Raw genomic sequence first — 17,234 nt, 5'->3', positions numbered from 1 at the left:
CCGAGCCGGTGCTGCGTTCGGCGCGTCAGCGCACGTGGTCGACGTCGACGAGGTCGACGCGGACACCGCGGCCGCCGATGGCGCCCACGACGGTGCGCAGGGCGCGTGCGGTGCGGCCGTTGCGGCCGATCACCTTGCCGAGGTCGTCGGGGTGGACCCGGACCTCGAGCACCCGTCCGCGGCGCAGGTCGCGCGAGGCGACCTGCACATCGTCAGGGTTGTCGACGATGCCCTTCACGAGGTGCTCGAGAGCCTCCTCGAGCATGCTCAGGCCTCGGTCGACGCGGACTCGGCCGGGGCGTCGTCCTTCTTCTCAGCCTTCTTCTTCTGGGTGATGGCCTCACCCTTGCCCTCGTCTTCGCCGCCGAGAGCCTCGAACAGCGGACGAGCGGCCTTCTCGGCGGGCTGGAGCAGCGGAGCCGGGGCGGGCTCGCCCTTGAACTTCTGCCAGTCGCCGGTCTTCTTCAGGATGGCGAGCACGGGCTCGGTCGGCTGAGCGCCGACGGAGAGCCAGTAGGCGACGCGGTCGGCGTCGACCTCCATGCGCGAGGGGTTCTGCACCGGGTGGTACAGGCCGATCTCCTCGATCGCACGGCCGTCACGACGGGTGCGGGAGTCGGCGACGACGATGCGGTAGTGAGGCGAACGGATCTTGCCCAGACGCTTCAGCTTGATCTTGACTGCCACGGGAGTGGGTTCTCCTGGTTTTGACGTGGTTGGGCACGGCAGATGGCCGCGTGGGGTTGCGGTACCCGAGTGCCCGATGGACGCGTCAGCCGGAGGCGAGAGGGTTCCTGTGCGGCTGTCGAGTACAGCTGGCCATTCTGCCACACTCCGCGGGCCGACTCCGACCGCGGGGCCCCGAGGCATGCCTGAGGGGCGCCCGGCGCCACGGGGTGCCGCTGCCTTACGGCTGCAACGACGCCCCGCGCCCCTGCCGTCCGCACGTCCGGCACCCACGAGATGCCGGGGAGGCGGTCAGCTCGCCGCCGCGCCCACGATCTCCGGGATGCGGAACGGCTTCCCGCATCCTCCGCACACGATGGGCGCCTGGGCCAGTACCGACGGGACGACCCGGACGTTGCGCCCGCAGTCGCAGACCGCTTTGACACGGACCCCGCCACCGGAGGAGCCGTGGCGGGCGGCCGGGCCCCGGAAGGTGCTGGACGTGTCGGCGGCGGTCGCCACCGAGTGGGCCTTGAGGGCGCGCTGGAGGCGCTCGATGGTCGGGCGGTAGCGGCGCTTCGCCTCGGGCGTGAGCGTGACCAGGGAGAAGCCGCTGCTGGGGTGCGGTTCCTCGGGGTGGTCCAGGCCCAGCTCCTCGGCGATCGCGAGGAATCTGCGGTTGTGGTAGCGGCCGGCGCGGGACGTGTCGCGGATGCCGCGCGCGGCGGCGATGCCATGGACTGCCTCGTGAAGCAGTCGCTCGAAGGAGAGCTCGTGACCGCACGCGGACGACGACTCCCCGATCAGGGACTCTGGCGCGGCAAGATCGGGCAGCTCGGGGTGGTACCGCTGAATGTCGGCCCACGCCTCTGCCAGCTCTGCGGCGAGAACAGGTGGTGTCTGTGTCGTGCTCACGTAATGACAACGAGCCAGGGTGCCGCTGTGTTCCGATTCCGGGGCATCCCAAATAATTTGCACGTACCCGTCAGTTGCCGCTGATGCGTCCTAGCGAGGGCGGGTGCGCTGATCTGCGGATAAGCCTCGCAGCTCGTCACAAGCTGGTGCGTAGCCTGACGTACGCCCCGGCGCGTAGACGATGTCCACGCGCCGGGGTACGTGTGTTCCGCAGATGCGCAAGAGACGTTTCGGTCGCTCTCCCGCCGGAGGGGCGCTACTCAGTAGGCGCGCGCGACGATCGCGACGTTACCCGGTGCGTCGCCGTCCTGCGGCACCGACCCGTCCTCGGCGACCAGACACCGTACGGTCACCGAGTGCTCGGCGAGCTTGGCCTCGCCCTCTTCGCCGAGGTTCGCCCAGGGGATGCGCGCCCAGCCGCCGGCAACGGCGGCCTCGACGGCCTCCTCGATCCTCGACACCTCGGACGTACGGGATTCGCGGCGCTCACGGGACTGCTTCAGCAGCAGCGCCTGGTCCTCTTCGAGGATCGCGGGGAGGAGGCCGACGAGGGAGTCCAGGGCCACCGGCTCCTTGCCTCCCGGGATGCGGCGGGCCAGCATCGCGGTGCCGTTCTCCAGGTCACGGGGCCCGATCTCGATCCGTACGGGCACTCCCTTCAGCTCCCAGTCGACGGCGCGGCGGCCGAAGGGGGTGTCCACCCGGTCGTCCACCTGGACGCGTACGCCCGCCGCCTTCAGCAGGTCGCCGAGCTCGCGGACCTTGGCCAGAACCGCCTCGTCGCCCTTGATGGCGAGGACGACGGCCTGGGTCTGCGCCAGGCGAGGCGGGACCCGGAGGCCGTTGTCGTCGCCGTGCATCATCACCAGGGCGCCGATCATGCGCGTGGTCGAGCCCCAGGAGGTCTGCCAGACCAGTTCCTGCGTGCCGTCCTTCGACAGGTACGAGGTGTTGAAGGCCTTGGCGAAGTTCTGGCCGAGCTCGTGGCTGGTGGCCATCTGGAGGGCCTTGCCGTCGCCCATCATGCCTTCGAGCGTGAGGGTGTTGATCGCGCCGGCGAACCGCTCCTTGACGGTCTTGCGTCCGGGGACGACGTCCATGGCGAGGACGTTCACCATGAAGTCCTCGTAGACCTCGCGGTGGATGTGCGAGGCGAAGTCGCGCGCGTCCTCGAAGGTGGCGTGCGCGGTGTGGCCCTCCTGCCACAGGAACTCGCTCGTGCGCAGGAACAGGCGGGGCCTGAGTTCCCAACGGACCACGTTGGCCCACTGGTTGATCAGCAGGGGCAGGTCGCGGTAGCTCTGCACCCACTTCGAGAAGTAGTCGTTGATGATCATCTCGGAGGTGGGGCGGACGACCGCCGGCTCCTCCAGCTCCTTGCCGCCGCCGTGCGTGACCACGGCCAGCTCCGGCGCGAATCCCTCGACGTGGTCCGCCTCGCGCGCCAGGTACGACTGCGGGATCAGCAGCGGGAAGTACGCGTTCTGGGTACCCGTCTCCTTGATGCGGGCGTCCATCTCGGCCTGCATCCGCTCCCACAGCCCGTACCCGTACGGTCGGATCACCATGGTGCCGCGCACCGGGCCGTTGTCGGCCAGCTCGGCCTTGCTGATCAGATCCTGGTACCAGCGCGGGAAGTCGTCCGCGCGGGGCGTGAGAACGGGTGCCTTTGCCATGGCGCGATGGTACGGGCCCAGATTGCCGGGATGTGAATTCTCGCCACTCGGGCTGCGAACCCGCAAACCGGGCCCGACAACCCCTGGACGCGGGGTCGAGTGCGGAGTTATCTGGCATACGGGGGGAGTGCGGCGCACGTCACGGGGGCTACGGAATCGGGCACAGCGACAACTCTCGGCGGATTGGGGCGCGTATCCATGACACCTACGCTCGTGCGGCAGCACCTGTCTCATACGGGAGGAGCACCCCGTGTGGACTTCGGTGCACGCGCGCGTGACTGGTCCGAGATCCAGGAGCGGATGCTGGTCCCGCTCTACGAGGCCGTCTACGAGCGACTCGAAGTGGGCCCGGGAGCAAGGCTGTTGGGCCTCGACTGCGGCTCCGGGCTCGCCCTGCTGATGGCGGCCTCCAGAGGTGCCGCGGTGACCGGTGTCGACGCCTCCCCCGAGCGGCTGGCCCTCGCCAGGGAGCGGCTGCTGCCGCCGGCGTGGGGCACGCGCGCGGGGGGCGGCACCCGGCTCGTCGAAGGGGCGCCCGGGGACGCGGCCGACCCGGACGCGCCCGCGTACACCCTGATGACCGCCTTCGAGCCCATCGGGTGTCTGGCGGGTGACTCGGAGGGGCTCGCGGAACTGCTCGCCTCCGCGGTGCCGCTCGCCGCGCGCGGGGCGTCGGTGGTGCTGGCCGGCTGGGGTCCACCGGAGCGGTGTGCCACGTCGTCCGTGCTGCGGGTGGCCACCAAGCTGGCGGATCCGCTGCGCGGCACGGGCAGTTGGCGTCTCACCCTGAGGGACGACCTGGAGGAGGTCGCCCACCGGGCCGGCCTCGAGCCGGACGGCTCCGGCCGGGTCGCCTGCCCCTTCGGGTATGCCGACGTCGGCAGCGCCGTACGGGGACTGCTGTCGACGGGGCTCTTCGACGCGGCGATCTCCGCGACGGACCGGGTCCAGGTCGACAAGGAGCTGACGGAGGCCCTGCATCCGCATCAGCGCCGGGACGGCACGGTGTGGATGCCGAACGTGTTCCGCTACCTGATAGCGCGGGTCCCCTAGGCGTCGGGATCCCTCAGGCGCGTGATTCCCGCGATCCGGTACGCGATCGGGTACGCGGCCCTCTCCTCCGGCGTCTCGTTCGCCGGCAGCGCCTCGGCCGACGCGTCCAACCGGCCGCGGTGGCCGCGGAGTGTGTGGCAGGCCTCCTCGTAACACCCGTCGACGATCCGCATACAGGGACGTGACGACGCGGATCATGGACCGGCACTCGCGGAACGCGCTGAGGGCGCCCCTCCGAAGAGGGGCGCCCTCAGCGCCGTACAAGAGGCTGTCAGCCCATGAACTTCTTGAACTCGTCGGGCAGTTCGAAGTCCTGAGGAGCCTGCTGTCCCGGCACGCCGAAGGCGTTGCCGCCCTCGGCCGCCGCGGCGCGGCGCGCGGCCTCCTCCTGCTCCTGCTGCTTGCGCTTCATCGGGTTGCCGGAGCGCTGCTTGCCCTTGGCCTTCTTCGGCTGCTTCTTGGACCGGCCGGGACCGCCGCCCATCCCCGGAACGCCCGGCATGCCGGGCATACCGCCGCCCTGGGCCATGCGCGACATCATCTTGCGGGCCTCGAAGAACCGCTCGACCAGGCCCTTCACCGCGCTGACGTCGACGCCGGAACCCTTGGCGATACGGGCGCGGCGCGAGCCGTTGATGATCGTCGGCTCCTGGCGCTCGGCCGGGGTCATCGACTTGATGATGGCGGCCGTGCGGTCGACGTCCCGCTCGTCGAGGTTGTTGATCTGGTCCTTGATCTGGCCCATGCCGGGAAGCATGCCGAGCAGCTTGGAGATGCTGCCCATCTTCCTGACCTGCTCCATCTGGGCCAGGAAGTCGTCCAGGGTGAAGTCCTGGCCCTTCTTGGACGCCAGCTTGGAGGCCATCTGCTGGGCCTCTTCCTGACTGAACGTCTTCTCCGCCTGCTCGATCAGGGTGAGCAGGTCACCCATGTCGAGGATGCGGGAGGCCATCCGGTCAGGGTGGAAGGCGTCGAAGTCCTCCAGCTTTTCGCCGTTGGACGCGAACATGATCGGCTTGCCGGTGACCGAGGCGATCGACAGGGCCGCACCACCACGGGCGTCACCGTCGAGCTTGGAGAGCACCACGCCGTCGAAGCCGACGCCGTCGCGGAAGGACTCGGCGGTGTTGACCGCGTCCTGACCGATCATGGCGTCGACGACGAAGAGGATCTCGTCCGGCGAGACCGCGTCCCGGATGTCGGCTGCCTGCTGCATCATCTCGGCGTCGATGCCGAGGCGGCCGGCGGTGTCCACGATCACGATGTCGTGGACCTTGGTCTTCGCGTGCTCGATGGAGTCCCTGGCGACCTTGACCGGGTCGCCCACGCCGTTGCCCGGCTCGGGTGCGTAGACGGCGACGCCGGCCCGCTCGGCGACGACGCTGAGCTGGTTGACGGCGTTCGGGCGCTGGAGGTCGGCGGCGACCAGGATCGGCGAGTGGCCCTGCTCCTTCAGCCAGCGGGCGAGCTTGCCCGCGAGCGTGGTCTTACCGGCACCCTGCAGACCCGCCAGCATGATCACGGTCGGCGGCTGCTTGGCGAAGCGCAGACGGCGGGTCTCGCCGCCGAGGATCGTGACGAGCTCCTCGTTCACGATCTTCAGGACCTGCTGGGCCGGGTTCAGCGCCTTGGAGACCTCGACGCCGAGGGCACGCTCCTTGACGTTCTTGATGAACGTCCGCACGACCGGCAGGGCCACATCCGCTTCGAGGAGCGCGATGCGGATCTCGCGCGCGGTGGCGTCGATGTCCGCCTCGGAGAGCCGTCCCTTGCCGCGCAGGTTCTTGAAAGTCGCTGAGAGGCGATCGGAGAGAGTATCGAACACGGCGCTCGCGGTCCTCGGGGTTGTCGGTGGCTGGCTTCGGAATCGCCCTCCAGGGTATCCCGGCTCCACAAGACCGGGTCACTGCCGGTCAGCCCCGCAAGGTCTCCTCCAGTTTCCGCGCCACGGAGGCGGCCTCGTCGTTCGGCAGGGGCGAGCCGTCGGAGCCGGTCACGTAGAAGGCGTCCACGGCGTTGGCGCCCAGGGTGCTGACATGCGCGCTGCGCATCCGCACGCCCGCCTCCTCCAGCGCGTGCCCGATGCGGTGCAGCAGGCCGGGCATGTCCTGGGCGCGGACCTCGATGACGGTGGCCAGTCGGGACGCGGCCGGGTGGACGGTGACGCGGGGCGGCGGCGCCACGACTCCCCGGCGGCGCGGGTAGGCGGCGTCGCGCTCGGCGAGGCGGCCCGTGATGTCCAGGGAGCCGTCGAGGGCACGTACGAGATCGGCGCGCAGCCGGGCGGCCTGGGGCAGGGAGCCGTACTCGGCGGCGACCCGCCAGTTCAGCAGCAGGACGGAGCCCTCGACGCCGTCGGGCAGGTCCAGGGCCCGCAGCTCGGCCGTGCGGACGGTCAGGCGGTGCATGGCGAGGACTCCGGCCACGGCGGGCAGCACGCCCGGCTGGTCCGGTACGGCGATGAGCAGTTCCACGCCGAGGGGTTCGGGATCGCCGGCCGGCTGCTCCTCGACCGGCGGCGGCTCGGTCTGCGCGCGCAGGGCGAGCACCGGGCCGCCGGTGGCGATCGACTCGATCGCGAGCCGTTCCTGCTCGGCGGTGGGCGCGGCGGACTCGGGCTCGTCCGGCAGCTCCCCGGACAGGACCGCGTGGACCCGCTTGACCAGGTCGGCGACGAGCGAGCCCCGCCAGGACGACCAGGCCGCCGGTCCGGTGGCCAGCGCGTCCGCCTCGGTGAGCGCGTGCAGCAGTTCCAGCGTGCCCTGCGAGCCGACCGCGTCGGCGACCGAGCGCACGGTGGCCGGGTCCTCCAGGTCGCGCCGGGTGGCGGTGTCGATGAGCAGCAGGTGATGGCGTACGAGGGTGGCGAGCACCGACACGTCCGCGCGGTCGAAGCCGATCCGGGCGGCCACGTCCTTGGCGATGATCTCGCCGGCCACCGAGTGGTCGCCGGGCCAGCCCTTGCCGATGTCGTGCAGCAGCGCGGCGACCAGGAGGAGGTCGGGGCGGCTGACGCGGCGGGTGAACTCGGAGGCGCGGACGGCGGTCTCGATGAGGTGCCGGTCCACCGTCCAGACGTGCACGGCGTTGCGCTGCGGGCGGCAGCGCACCCGCTCCCAGTCGGGCAGCAGGCGGGTGATCAGGCCCTCCGCCTCCAGTGCCTCCCACACGTCGATGGTGGGCGGGCCGGAACCGAGCAGGGTCACGAGCTGTTCGCGCGCCTCTGCGGGCCAGGGCGCGGGCAGGGCGCGTGCGCCCGCCGCCATGCGCCGCACGGCGTGCAGGGAGAGCGGAAGGCCGGCCTGCGCCGCGGCGGCCGCGGCCCGCAGCGGAAGCACGGGGTCGCGTTCGGGGCGCGCGGCGCGGGCGAGCACCACCTCGCCGTCCTGCTCCACGACCCCCTCGGCCAGCGGTGAACGGTCGGCGACGGGCTTGCCGCCCCCGAGCATGGCGCGCAGACGCGGCCGCACGGCGCGCGACCTGAGCACGCGCCCCACCTCGCGCCAGGTGACATCACTGGCGTACGAGATGACCCGCGCCGCCTCGTACACCTGCCGCAGCAGCGTGTCGGCGTCGAGCAGGCCGAGCTCGGCCGCGACCTGGTCCTGCTCCTGGAGTGCGAGCCGGTCGGTCGCGCGCCCGGTCGTCAGGTGCAGGGCGTCACGGACGTCGAGGAGCCGGCGCCGGGCGTCGTCGAGGCCCTCGCGCGGGGCGTCGGCCAGCCAGGAGGCGGCGACGGCGCGCAGGGCGGTGGCGTCGCGCAGGCCCCCGCGGGCCTCCTTGAGGTCGGGTTCCAGGAGGTACTGCAGCTCGCCCTGCCGCTCGGCGCGCTCGGCGCACAGCTCCTGGAGCTCGGGGAGACGTTTCGGCGCCTGGTTGCGCCAGTCGGCGAGGACGGCCGTACGCAGGCCGGCCGTGAGGCCGAGGTCGCCCGCGAGGTGCCGGGCGTCCAGCAGGCCCAGCTGCACCTTGAGGTCCTCGCCGGCGGTCTTGCGGGCCTCGGCCGGCGTACGCACGGAATGGTCGAGGGCCAGGCCCAGGTCCCAGACGGGGTACCAGATGCGGTCGGCCAGGGCGGCGACCGCGCCGGAGTCGCTGCCGTCGTGCAGCAGCACCAGATCCAGGTCGCTGCGTGGGGACAGTTCGCCGCGGCCGTATCCGCCGACGGCGATGAGGGAGACGCCACGCACCTCCCCCGCCGCGTTGAACAGACCCGACAGCCAGTCGTCGGTCAGCTCGGCGAGGGCGGCACGGCGCGGCGGCCCGGACCGCGCCCCCTCTGTGAGGAGGCGCAGCCGGGCCGCCGCGTAACCGCTGGGTCCCGAGTCCTCTGCATCCTTGCGCACGTCCGTACTCGTCACCCAGTGGCTCCTGTTCTGTTCTTCTGTCAGAGCGCGTCCGGGCCGCGCTCGCCGGTGCGGACCCGTACGGCGGTCTCGACCGGGAGGGACCAGACCTTGCCGTCACCGATCTTGCCGGTGCGGGCCGCCTTGACGATGACGTCGATCAGACCCTCGGCGTCGTCGTCCTCGGCCAGCACCTCGATGCGGATCTTCGGGACCAGGTCGACCGTGTACTCGGCACCGCGGTAGACCTCGGTGTGGCCCCGCTGACGACCGTAGCCGCTCGCCTCGGTGACCGTCAGGCCGTGGACCCCGAAGGCCTGGAGGGCTTCCTTGATCTCGTCGAGCCGGTGAGGCTTCACGACGGCGGTGATGAGCTTCATGCGTCCACCTTCTTCCCGGTGTCGGCCACCGGGGCCGGAACTGCGGTCGTGCGGGCGGCACCACCGCCGGCACCGCTGAAGTCGTATGCGGTCTCGGCGTGCTCGGCCGAGTCGATGCCGGCCACCTCGACGTCCTCGGAAACCCGCATGCCGATCGTCTTGTCGATCAGGAAGGCGAGGATCGCGGAGGCGACGAGCGAGTACGCGAGAACCGCGAAGACACCGGCGCACTGCTTCCAGAACTGGGTCATGCCGCCGCCGTAGAAGAGGCCTTCGACGGTGGACTGACCGTGACCGCTGGCGAAGAGGCCGACCAGCAGGGAGCCGACGACACCGCCGACCAGGTGGACGCCGACGACATCGAGCGAGTCGTCGTAGCCGAACTTGTACTTCAGGCCGACGGCCATGGCGCACAGGACACCGGCGATGGCGCCGACGGCGATCGCGCCGAGCGGGGAGACCGCACCACCCGAGGGGGTGATGGCGACCAGACCGGCGACCGCGCCGGAGGCGGCACCCAGGGTGGTGAACGCGCCGTGGCGGATCTTCTCGTAGATCAGCCAGGCCAGCATGGCGGCGGCGGTGGCGATCTGCGTGTTGACGAACATCAGCGCGCCGACGCCGTCGTCGTTGCCGAGCCACGAACCGGCGTTGAAGCCGAACCAGCCGAACCACAGCAGACCGGCGCCGAGCATGACCAGCGGCAGGCTGTGCGGACGCATCGGGTCCTTCTTGAAGCCGACGCGCTTGCCGATGACCAGGATCACGCCGAGTGCCGCGGCACCGGCGTTGATGTGCACCGCCGTACCACCGGCGAAGTCGATCACGCCCAGCTCGAAGGCCCAGCCACCGGAGCCCCAGACCCAGTGCGCGACCGGGAAGTAGACGACCGTGGCCCACAGGGCGACGAACAGCGCCCACGCCGTGAACTTCACGCGGTCCGCGAGGGCACCGCTGATCAGGGCGGGCGTGATGATGGCGAACATCATCTGGAAGACCATGAAGACGAAGATCGGGATGGTGTAGCCGTCCCACAGCTGCGTCAGGCCGATGTTGCTGAGGCCGAGCCAGTCCGAGTTCCAGCCGACGATGCCGCCGGAGTCGGTACCGAAGGCCATCGAGAAGCCGTACAGCACCCACAGGATGGTGACGATCCCGATACTGATGAAGCTCATCATCAGCATGTTCAGGGTGCTCTTGACCCGGACCATGCCTCCGTAGAAGAAGGCCAGGCCCGGAGTCATGATCAGCACCAGGGCGGAACAGATGAGCATGAAGCCCGTGTTGGCGGCAGACAGCGTGGGTGCTTCTGCGGCGAGCGTGATGGCTGCTGGTGCCATCGGCGTCTCCTCGTCGTTGGTACGGCCCCGTGCGGGCGAAGCCTGAGCGGATTGAGGGGTGGGCCGGTTATGCGCCATGAGATTGACGCAGCGCCGTTTCGGTCGAAGCCCCTCGTTGTTTCGCCGCCGTGACGAAGGCACCTCGCGTGTTACGCCTAGATGAACTGGCAGATATTGGACGCGCCGATCGTTATCGTGGCGCAACCTTCGGCGAGGGACGGAAACCGGCCGCGGCCGGCCTTCCGATGACCTGGCACGGGGGAGCCGAGTCGGGCAGTTCGGGAGGGCCGGCCACGGCCGGGGTTCAGGGGATTCCCTGGGGTGTCAGACCGCCTCTGCGGTCTCGGGCAGCTCGATGGCCAGCTGCTCGGTGAGGTCCACGACCTCGGCGAGATCACCGAAATCGCGTACAGCCGTGTCGACCGTCTTTCGGATACGAGTGTTGACGCGCTCCGAGCGCACCTTCTTGGCTTCCAGCATGGCCCGCTTGGCCAGCACCGCACTGCGCTCGGGCTCTCGCTGGAGCAGGTGGACCGTGGCCAGACCGATCAGGTTGAGTGCGTACGAACGCTGGTGATCGGAATCGTCGGTGAACAGCTCGACGGCCCGCTGCATCAAGGGCTCGGCAAGGGAGGCGTAGGTGGGGCTGCGGCCGGCGACGTAGGCGAGGTCGCGGTAGGAGTGGGAGTTCTCGCCGTACAGCTCGGCCTCGGAGAAGAAGCTGATCCAGTCGGGGTCCGGCTCGTCCCACTCGTCGGCGTCGGCGAAGGTGTCCTCGGCCATCCGGACCGCCCTCTTGCACTTGCCGGGCTGCCCCATGTTGGCGTAGGCGCGGGCCTCCATCGCATACAGCATGGACTGGGTGCGCGGGCTCGCGCAGTCCCGGCTGCCGTACTGCGCGAGGTGGATCAGCTCCAGGGCGTCCTCGGGCCGCCCGAGGTGGATCATCTGGCGGCTCATGCTCGACAGGATGTAGGAACCGAGCGGCTTGTCGCCCGCCTCCTTGGCCGCGTGCAGGGCGAGCACGAAGTACTTCTGGGCGGTGGGCTGCAGCCCCACGTCGTACGACATCCAGCCGGCCAGTTCGGCGAGCTCGGCCGCGACCTTGAACAGCCTCCGGGTGGTGGTCTCGGGCTGTGGCTCCTGGAGGAGGTCGGTCACCTCGTGCAGCTGGCCGACGACCGCCTTGCGGCGCAGGCCGCCGCCGCACTGGGCGTCCCACTGGCGGAACATCACCGTCGTCGACTCGAGAAGGTCCAGCTCGGGGCGGGACAGCCGGCCCCGGCGGGCCGCGGAGGAGGACGGCTCGGGCTCGCGGTGCGGGGACGGGGCCCCGGGCACCAGCCAGCGCTGCATGGGCTCGATGAGGGACGGGCCCGCGGACAGGGCCAGCGAGCTCCCGAGGAAGCCGCGCCGCGCGAGCATCAGGTCGCTGCGCGAGAACTCGCTGAGCAGGGCCACCGTCTGCGGACCCGTCCAGGGCAGGTCCACGCCGGTCGCCGAGGGTGCCTGGCGAGCGGCGCGCAGGCCGAGGTCCTCGACGGAGACGACACAGCCGAACCGCTCGGAGAACAGCTCGGAGAGGATCCGGGGGATCGGCTCGCGGGGGTTCTCGCCGTCCAGCCAGCGGCGCACCCGCGAGGTGTCGGTGGAGATGTGGTTGGCGCCCAACTGGCGGGCCCGGCGGTTGACCTGGCGGGCGAGCTCACCCTTGGACCAGCCGCTGCGCACGAACCACGAAGCGAGCAGCTCGTTCGGGCGCCTGTCAGCGTTCGTTGCGTTTGTCGCGCTCGTCCCGCTACCGCCGTTGCCGCTCACTGGAACGCCCCCATCCCTGAGACCACTTGTCACTGAGTGCGCCAAGCCTTATCAGAATGCCGGTAAATACGGCTGCCCGTCCGGCTGTTGCCATCCTTCGAACGGGAACCCGAGTTGCCTCCGGCATACCCACAAGTGCATGTGCCCCCAGGACTCGTGCACTCAAAGTAATCCTACGATCACGCGTCCAGCCATGGCGATCCCGGAAACGCCACCATTCGCCACCCCTTCGAATGAACTCACGACTGCCTCCACGCGATTCACTTGACAGAGAACGACGCGGAGTGGCGGGTCGATGCGCACAGGGGCGCGCGAAGCCGGGCACACCACCCGGAGCGCTTCCGGGCGCCGACATGACCCGGACGTGACGGTGGAAACGGCAACGGAGAGTCACAGTTCGCGTTCAGCACGTAACCACCGGCACGCCGGACACGTTGGAGGGGGCATGGGCTTCACGATCGGCGGCATTCGGGAGATCCGCTCCGGCTCGCGTCGGCGCGGCCGCTCGTCGGAGTGCACGACCGTCGCCGAATTCACCGGACTCTGGGGCTGGGACGTCGTCCCGGGGGCGCGCGCCGCGGCGGGTGTCTGCTCGTGCGGGCGCGCCGGCTGCACCGCCCCGGGCGCCCATCCCCTCGACTTCGCGCCGCCCGTCCCCGCCGGCGCGACCCTCGACGAGGTCACCAAGACCTGGGGCGAGTTCCCCGGCGCCTCGGTGATGCTGCCGGTCGGCCGGGCGTTCGACGTGATCGAGGTGGCCGAGCCCGCCGGGCGCCGCGCCCTGGTCCGCCTGGAGCGCATGGGCCTCCCCCTCGGCCCGGTGACCGCCACCCCCGAGGGCCGCGCCCACTTCTTCGTCGCCCCCGGCGCGGCCGCCGAACTTCCCGAGCTCCTCTACCGCATGGGCTGGGACGACCCCACCTCCCTCGACCTCCACGGCCTCGGCCCCGGCACCCACCTCACGGCTCCGCCGTCCGACCGGGGCGGACTGGGCCCGGCGCGCTGGCTGCGGCCACCGTCACTGGACACCGCCACGAAGCCGCCGGCGGCGCGGTTGCTGCTGGGGACGCTGGCTTACGTGGCGCACCGGTCGCGCGCGTAGTCGTACACAGCGAAGCGCCCGCTCCCGACTGCACCTCGGGGGCGGGCGCTTCTTCGCGGTTGCTGCCGGTCATTCTCCGATAAGGGCGTCAACGAACGCCTCCGGCTCGAACGGCGCCAGGTCGTCCGCGCCCTCGCCGAGTCCGACCAGCTTGACCGGTACGCCCAGCTCGCGCTGGACCGCGATCACGATGCCGCCCTTGGCCGTGCCGTCCAGCTTGGTGAGGACGATGCCGGTGATGGCGACGACCTCGGCGAAGACGCGGGCCTGCACCAGACCGTTCTGGCCCGTCGTCGCGTCGAGGACGAGCAGTACCTCGTCGAGGGGGGCGTGCTTCTCGACGACGCGCTTGACCTTGCCGAGCTCGTCCATGAGGCCGGTCTTGGTGTGCAGCCGCCCCGCGGTGTCGATGAGCACGACGTCCGCGCCCATCTCCTTGCCCTCCTTGACCGCGTCGAAGGCGACGGAGGCGGGGTCGCCGGCCTCGGGGCCGCGCACGGTGTGGGCGCCGACCCGGTCGCCCCAGGTCTGCAGCTGGTCGGCGGCGGCCGCCCGGAAGGTGTCGGCGGCGCCGAGCACGACACTGCGGCCGTCGGCCACCAGGACACGGGCGAGCTTGCCGGTGGTGGTGGTCTTGCCGGTGCCGTTGACGCCGACGACCATCACGATGCCGGGCTTGCTGGTCTCGGGCTCGGTCTTGACCGTGCGGTCGACATCGGTGCCGACCAGCTTGAGCAGCTCCTCGCGCAGCAGTGTGCGCAGCTCCTGGGGGGTGCGGGTGCCGAGCACCTTCACGCGCTCGCGCAGCCCCTCGACCAGCTCCTGCGTGGGCAGCACGCCCACGTCGGCGGTGAGCAGGGTGTCCTCGATCTCCTCCCAGGTGTCCTCGTCGAGGTGCTCGCGCGCGAGGAGCGTGAGCAGTCCCTTGCCGAGCGCGTTCTGCGACCGGGAGAGCCGGGCACGGAGGCGGATGAGCCGCCCGGCGGCCGGCTCGGGGACCTCGATCTCGGGGACTTGTACGGCAGGAGGCTCCTCCACGACGACGGGAGCCGAGCCGTCCGGGAGGTCCACCTCCTCTATCGTCCGGCGCGGTTCGTCGCGCGGCGTCTCGGCCTCGTCGCCGACGTGCGGCTCGGCCGGAGGGGCGGTGATGTCGGGCGCGGTGGGCGGCGGCGGGGGCAGCGGCTTCTTGCGCCGGCTGCCGACGATGAGCCCGCCGAGCGCACCGAGCACGACCACGGCGATGACTACAGCAAGGATGACAATTTCCATAACCCGTCCAGTATGCGTGACCCCTCCCCCGCGGGGCCGTCGCCCGCGCCACCGAACGGGGCATGCCTTACCTCTGGTTACCTGACGGGCCATCAGTTAATGTCCCCCGGCACCGGCACCCCACCCGCCTGGCGAAGGGGGCTCCCATGCCCGTCACGGTCGTACGTTTCAACCTCGTCGAGCCCGGCGCCACCCCCGCCTCGCTCGGCGCCCGCTACCGGTCCGCCCTGGAGATGGCCGCGTACGCCGACTCCCACGGGATCACCACCGTGCAGACCGAGGAGCACCACGGCGTCGAGAACAACTGGCTGCCGTCTCCGTTCGCGTTCGCCGGAGCGGTCTTCGGCGCGACCCGGCGGATCGCGGTCACGGTCTCGGCGGTGATCGGCCCGCTCCACGACCCGCTGCGGCTGGCCGAGGACATCGCCGTGCTGGATCTGCTGAGCGGCGGGCGGCTGGTGACGGTCGCCGGGATCGGATACCGGCCCGAGGAGTACGCGCAGTTCGACGTGGAGTGGAAACGGCGGGGCCGGCTCCAGGACGAGCTGCTGGAGACGTTGCTGCAGGCCTGGACGGGTGAGCCCTTCGCCTACCGGGGCCGTACGGTACGGGTCACCCCGCGCCCCTGCTCCGACCCGCACCCCCTCCTGCTGGTCGGCGGCTCCTCCAAGGCCGCCGCCCGCCGGGCCGCCCGGCTCGGCCTGCCCTTCTTTCCCAGCGCGCATCTGCCGGAGCTGGAGGCGTACTACAAGGACCGGCTCGTCGAGTACGGCACCGAGGGCTGGACCATGATGCCCGCCGCCGAGACCCCGCTGCTGCACCTCGCCGAGGACCCGGACCGGGCGTGGGCCGCGTACGGCGAGCACTTCCTGCACGAGGCGCGGACCTACGCCTCCTGGCAGTCCGGCGACATCCGCTCGGCGGTGAGGTCGGCGGCCACCACGGTGGACGAGCTGCGCACGGAGGGCGTGTACCGGATCCTCACACCCGACGAGTGTGTGGCCCAGGGTTTCGACAACCTCGTCCTGCATCCGCTGGCGGGCGGGATGCCGGTGGACGAGGGGTGGCGCGGTCTGCGGCTGTTCTGCGAAGACGTACTGCCCCGGCTCGGGCCGTGAAGGCCGGGTGAGCCGGGGCAGTACGTCCTACGGGTGTCGAGGAGAAGGGCGGCGGGGACTTGGCCCGTCTCCTCGAGTGCGAGGGCCTCTGGACGAGGCTCAGCCCATTTCCTCCAGCGCCTTGCCCTTCGTCTCCTTGACGTACTTGAGAACGAAGGGGATGGAGAGCGCGGCGAAGGCCGTGTAGATCACGTAGGTCGCGGAGAGGTTCCAGTCGGCCAGTGACGGGAAGCTCGCGGTGATGGCCCAGTTCGCGATCCACTGCGCGGCGGCGGCCACACCCAGCGCGGCGGCACGGATCCGGTTCGGGAACATCTCGCCGAGGAAGACCCAGACGACCACACCCCAGGACAGGGCGAAGAAGAGCACGAACACGTGGGCGGCGATCAGGGCGACCCAGCCCTGGGTGGCCGGCAGCTTGCCGTCGACCAGGTCGAAGGAGAACGCCCAGGCCTCCAGAGCGAGGCCGATCACCATGCCGACGGAGCCGATGAGGGCGAGCGGCCTACGGCCGACGCGGTCCACGAAGATCATGGCGATCACGGTGCCGACGATGTTGATGATCGACGTCGTGAAGGAGTAGAAGAACGAGTCCGTCGGGTCGACGCCGACCGACTGCCACAGCGTCGAGGAGTAGTAGAACGCGACGTTGATGCCGACGAACTGCTGGAAGACCGACAGGCCGATGCCGATCCAGACGATCGGCTTGAAGAAGAAGGAGCCGCCGAGCAGGTCCTTGAAGGTGGACTTGTGCTCGCTCTTCATCGCGTGCTCGATCTCGGTCACGCGCGCGTCCAGGTCGATGTCCTTGCCCTCGACCTCTTCGAGGATCTCGCGGGCGCGCTCCTGCTTGCCGACCGAGATCAGGAAGCGGGGCGACTCGGGGATCGCGAAGGAGAGCAGGCCGTAGAGGACGGCCGGGACCACCATGACGCCCAGCATGACCTGCCAGGCCTCCAGTCCCATGATCTCGCCGCGCTGGTCGCCGCCGGCGGCGTTCAGCAGGCCCCAGTTGACCAGCTGGGAGATCGCGATGCCGACGACGATCGCGGCCTGCTGGAAGGAGCCGAGCCGGCCTCGGTAGGCGGGCGGGGCGACCTCGGCGATGTAGGCGGGGCCGATCACGGAGGCCATACCGATCGCGAAGCCGCCGACGACGCGCCAGAAGGCGAGGTCGTACAGCGCGAAGGGCAGCGCCGAGCCGATGGCGCTGACCGTGAAGAGGACTGCGGCGATCTGCATGCAGCGGATGCGGCCGATGCGGTCGGCTATGCGGCCGGCGGTCGCCGCGCCGATGGCGCAGCCGATCAGGGCGATGGCGATGACCTGCGCCAGGACCGCCGATCCGACGTCGTAGCGGTCCCGGATGGCCTCGACGGCGCCGTTGATCACGGAACTGTCGTAGCCGAAGAGGAAACCGCCCATCGCGGCCGCCGCCGTGATGAAGATGACGTGCCCGAGATGATCGGGATGAGCCGATGCGGCTCCTGACTTGGGTGCCTGCGCTGTGCTGGTCACGTGTACTCCTCGGGCCACCGGCAACGCTGC

The 17,234-nt window shown here is 70.6% G+C and carries 15 protein-coding genes; 3 read left to right on the top strand and 12 right to left on the bottom strand.

Translation table 11 applies throughout. The features are described 5' to 3' along the window. Positions 1 to 25 precede the first annotated feature (25 nt). The 4 genes from ACZ5XS_RS38700 to proS all read right to left on the bottom strand — a co-directional run bounded on the left by ACZ5XS_RS38700 (position 26) and on the right by proS (position 3,257). A complete protein-coding gene (locus tag ACZ5XS_RS38700; RefSeq protein ID WP_005479813.1) occupies positions 26 to 265 on the bottom strand; it encodes an RNA-binding protein in 240 nt (79 codons plus the stop codon). Between the two features lie 2 nt (positions 266 to 267). Further along, on the bottom strand, positions 268 to 687 hold the full coding sequence (rpsP, locus tag ACZ5XS_RS38695; protein ID WP_217234666.1) for a 30S ribosomal protein S16: 420 nt from the start codon (positions 685 to 687) through the stop codon (positions 268 to 270). Positions 688 to 978: 291 nt separating this feature from the next. Beyond that, positions 979 to 1,581, bottom strand: a complete 603-nt coding sequence (locus tag ACZ5XS_RS38690) for a hypothetical protein (protein WP_468659469.1) — start codon at positions 1,579 to 1,581, stop codon at positions 979 to 981. Positions 1,582 to 1,841: 260 nt separating this feature from the next. Then, positions 1,842 to 3,257: a proline--tRNA ligase gene (gene proS / locus ACZ5XS_RS38685; RefSeq protein WP_468659467.1), complete on the bottom strand. Its 1,416-nt coding sequence runs from the start codon at positions 3,255 to 3,257 to the stop codon at positions 1,842 to 1,844. Between the two features lie 198 nt (positions 3,258 to 3,455). Between proS and ACZ5XS_RS38680 the strand changes: the two genes are divergently transcribed. After that, the gene (locus ACZ5XS_RS38680) at positions 3,456 to 4,310 is read left to right on the top strand and encodes a class I SAM-dependent methyltransferase (RefSeq protein WP_468659465.1); all 855 of its coding nucleotides are present in this window, start codon (positions 3,456 to 3,458) and stop codon (positions 4,308 to 4,310) included. Here the strand turns inward: ACZ5XS_RS38680 and ACZ5XS_RS38675 are convergent. The 6 genes from ACZ5XS_RS38675 to nsdA all read right to left on the bottom strand — a co-directional run bounded on the left by ACZ5XS_RS38675 (position 4,307) and on the right by nsdA (position 12,194). Further along, a complete protein-coding gene (locus tag ACZ5XS_RS38675) occupies positions 4,307 to 4,483 on the bottom strand; it encodes a hypothetical protein (RefSeq protein ID WP_468659505.1) in 177 nt (58 codons plus the stop codon). The two genes, ACZ5XS_RS38680 and ACZ5XS_RS38675, sit on opposite strands and share 4 nt — an antisense overlap. Before the next feature lie 98 nt (positions 4,484 to 4,581). Beyond that, entirely contained in the window at positions 4,582 to 6,135 is a 1,554-nt protein-coding gene (ffh, locus tag ACZ5XS_RS38670) for a signal recognition particle protein (RefSeq protein ID WP_217234670.1), read from the bottom strand. 88 nt (positions 6,136 to 6,223) lie between these two features. Continuing rightward, a complete protein-coding gene (locus tag ACZ5XS_RS38665) occupies positions 6,224 to 8,671 on the bottom strand; it encodes a [protein-PII] uridylyltransferase (protein ID WP_468659463.1) in 2,448 nt (815 codons plus the stop codon). A 26-nt stretch (positions 8,672 to 8,697) separates the two neighbouring features. After that, positions 8,698 to 9,036: a P-II family nitrogen regulator gene (locus ACZ5XS_RS38660; RefSeq protein WP_006379495.1), complete on the bottom strand. Its 339-nt coding sequence runs from the start codon at positions 9,034 to 9,036 to the stop codon at positions 8,698 to 8,700. After that, a complete protein-coding gene (locus tag ACZ5XS_RS38655) occupies positions 9,033 to 10,376 on the bottom strand; it encodes an ammonium transporter (protein ID WP_468659461.1) in 1,344 nt (447 codons plus the stop codon). The genes ACZ5XS_RS38660 and ACZ5XS_RS38655 overlap by 4 nt, the downstream gene beginning before the upstream one ends. A 324-nt stretch (positions 10,377 to 10,700) precedes the next feature. Further along, positions 10,701 to 12,194 (bottom strand): transcriptional repressor NsdA, encoded by a 1,494-nt coding sequence (gene nsdA / locus ACZ5XS_RS38650; protein ID WP_468659459.1) that lies wholly within the window; start codon positions 12,192 to 12,194, stop codon positions 10,701 to 10,703. A gap of 445 nt (positions 12,195 to 12,639) precedes the next feature. Between nsdA and ACZ5XS_RS38645 the strand changes: the two genes are divergently transcribed. Then, the gene (locus ACZ5XS_RS38645) at positions 12,640 to 13,296 is read left to right on the top strand and encodes a bifunctional DNA primase/polymerase (RefSeq protein WP_468659457.1); all 657 of its coding nucleotides are present in this window, start codon (positions 12,640 to 12,642) and stop codon (positions 13,294 to 13,296) included. A gap of 69 nt (positions 13,297 to 13,365) precedes the next feature. Here ACZ5XS_RS38645 and ftsY read toward each other — a convergent pair whose 3' ends face one another. After that, positions 13,366 to 14,568: a signal recognition particle-docking protein FtsY gene (ftsY, locus tag ACZ5XS_RS38640; protein WP_468659455.1), complete on the bottom strand. Its 1,203-nt coding sequence runs from the start codon at positions 14,566 to 14,568 to the stop codon at positions 13,366 to 13,368. 146 nt (positions 14,569 to 14,714) lie between these two features. Here ftsY and ACZ5XS_RS38635 point away from each other — a divergent pair, with 146 nt between their 5' ends. Then, complete coding sequence (locus ACZ5XS_RS38635) at positions 14,715 to 15,686, top strand: LLM class flavin-dependent oxidoreductase (protein WP_468659453.1); 972 nt, start codon at positions 14,715 to 14,717, stop codon at positions 15,684 to 15,686. Between the two features lie 99 nt (positions 15,687 to 15,785). Here ACZ5XS_RS38635 and ACZ5XS_RS38630 read toward each other — a convergent pair whose 3' ends face one another. After that, on the bottom strand, positions 15,786 to 17,204 hold the full coding sequence (locus ACZ5XS_RS38630; protein WP_468659451.1) for a sugar porter family MFS transporter: 1,419 nt from the start codon (positions 17,202 to 17,204) through the stop codon (positions 15,786 to 15,788). Positions 17,205 to 17,234: the final 30 nt, after the last annotated feature.

It is taken from the genome of Streptomyces sp. NPDC033131 (assembly GCF_055578365.1).
This window is presented reverse-complemented; position numbering and strand designations above follow the sequence as displayed.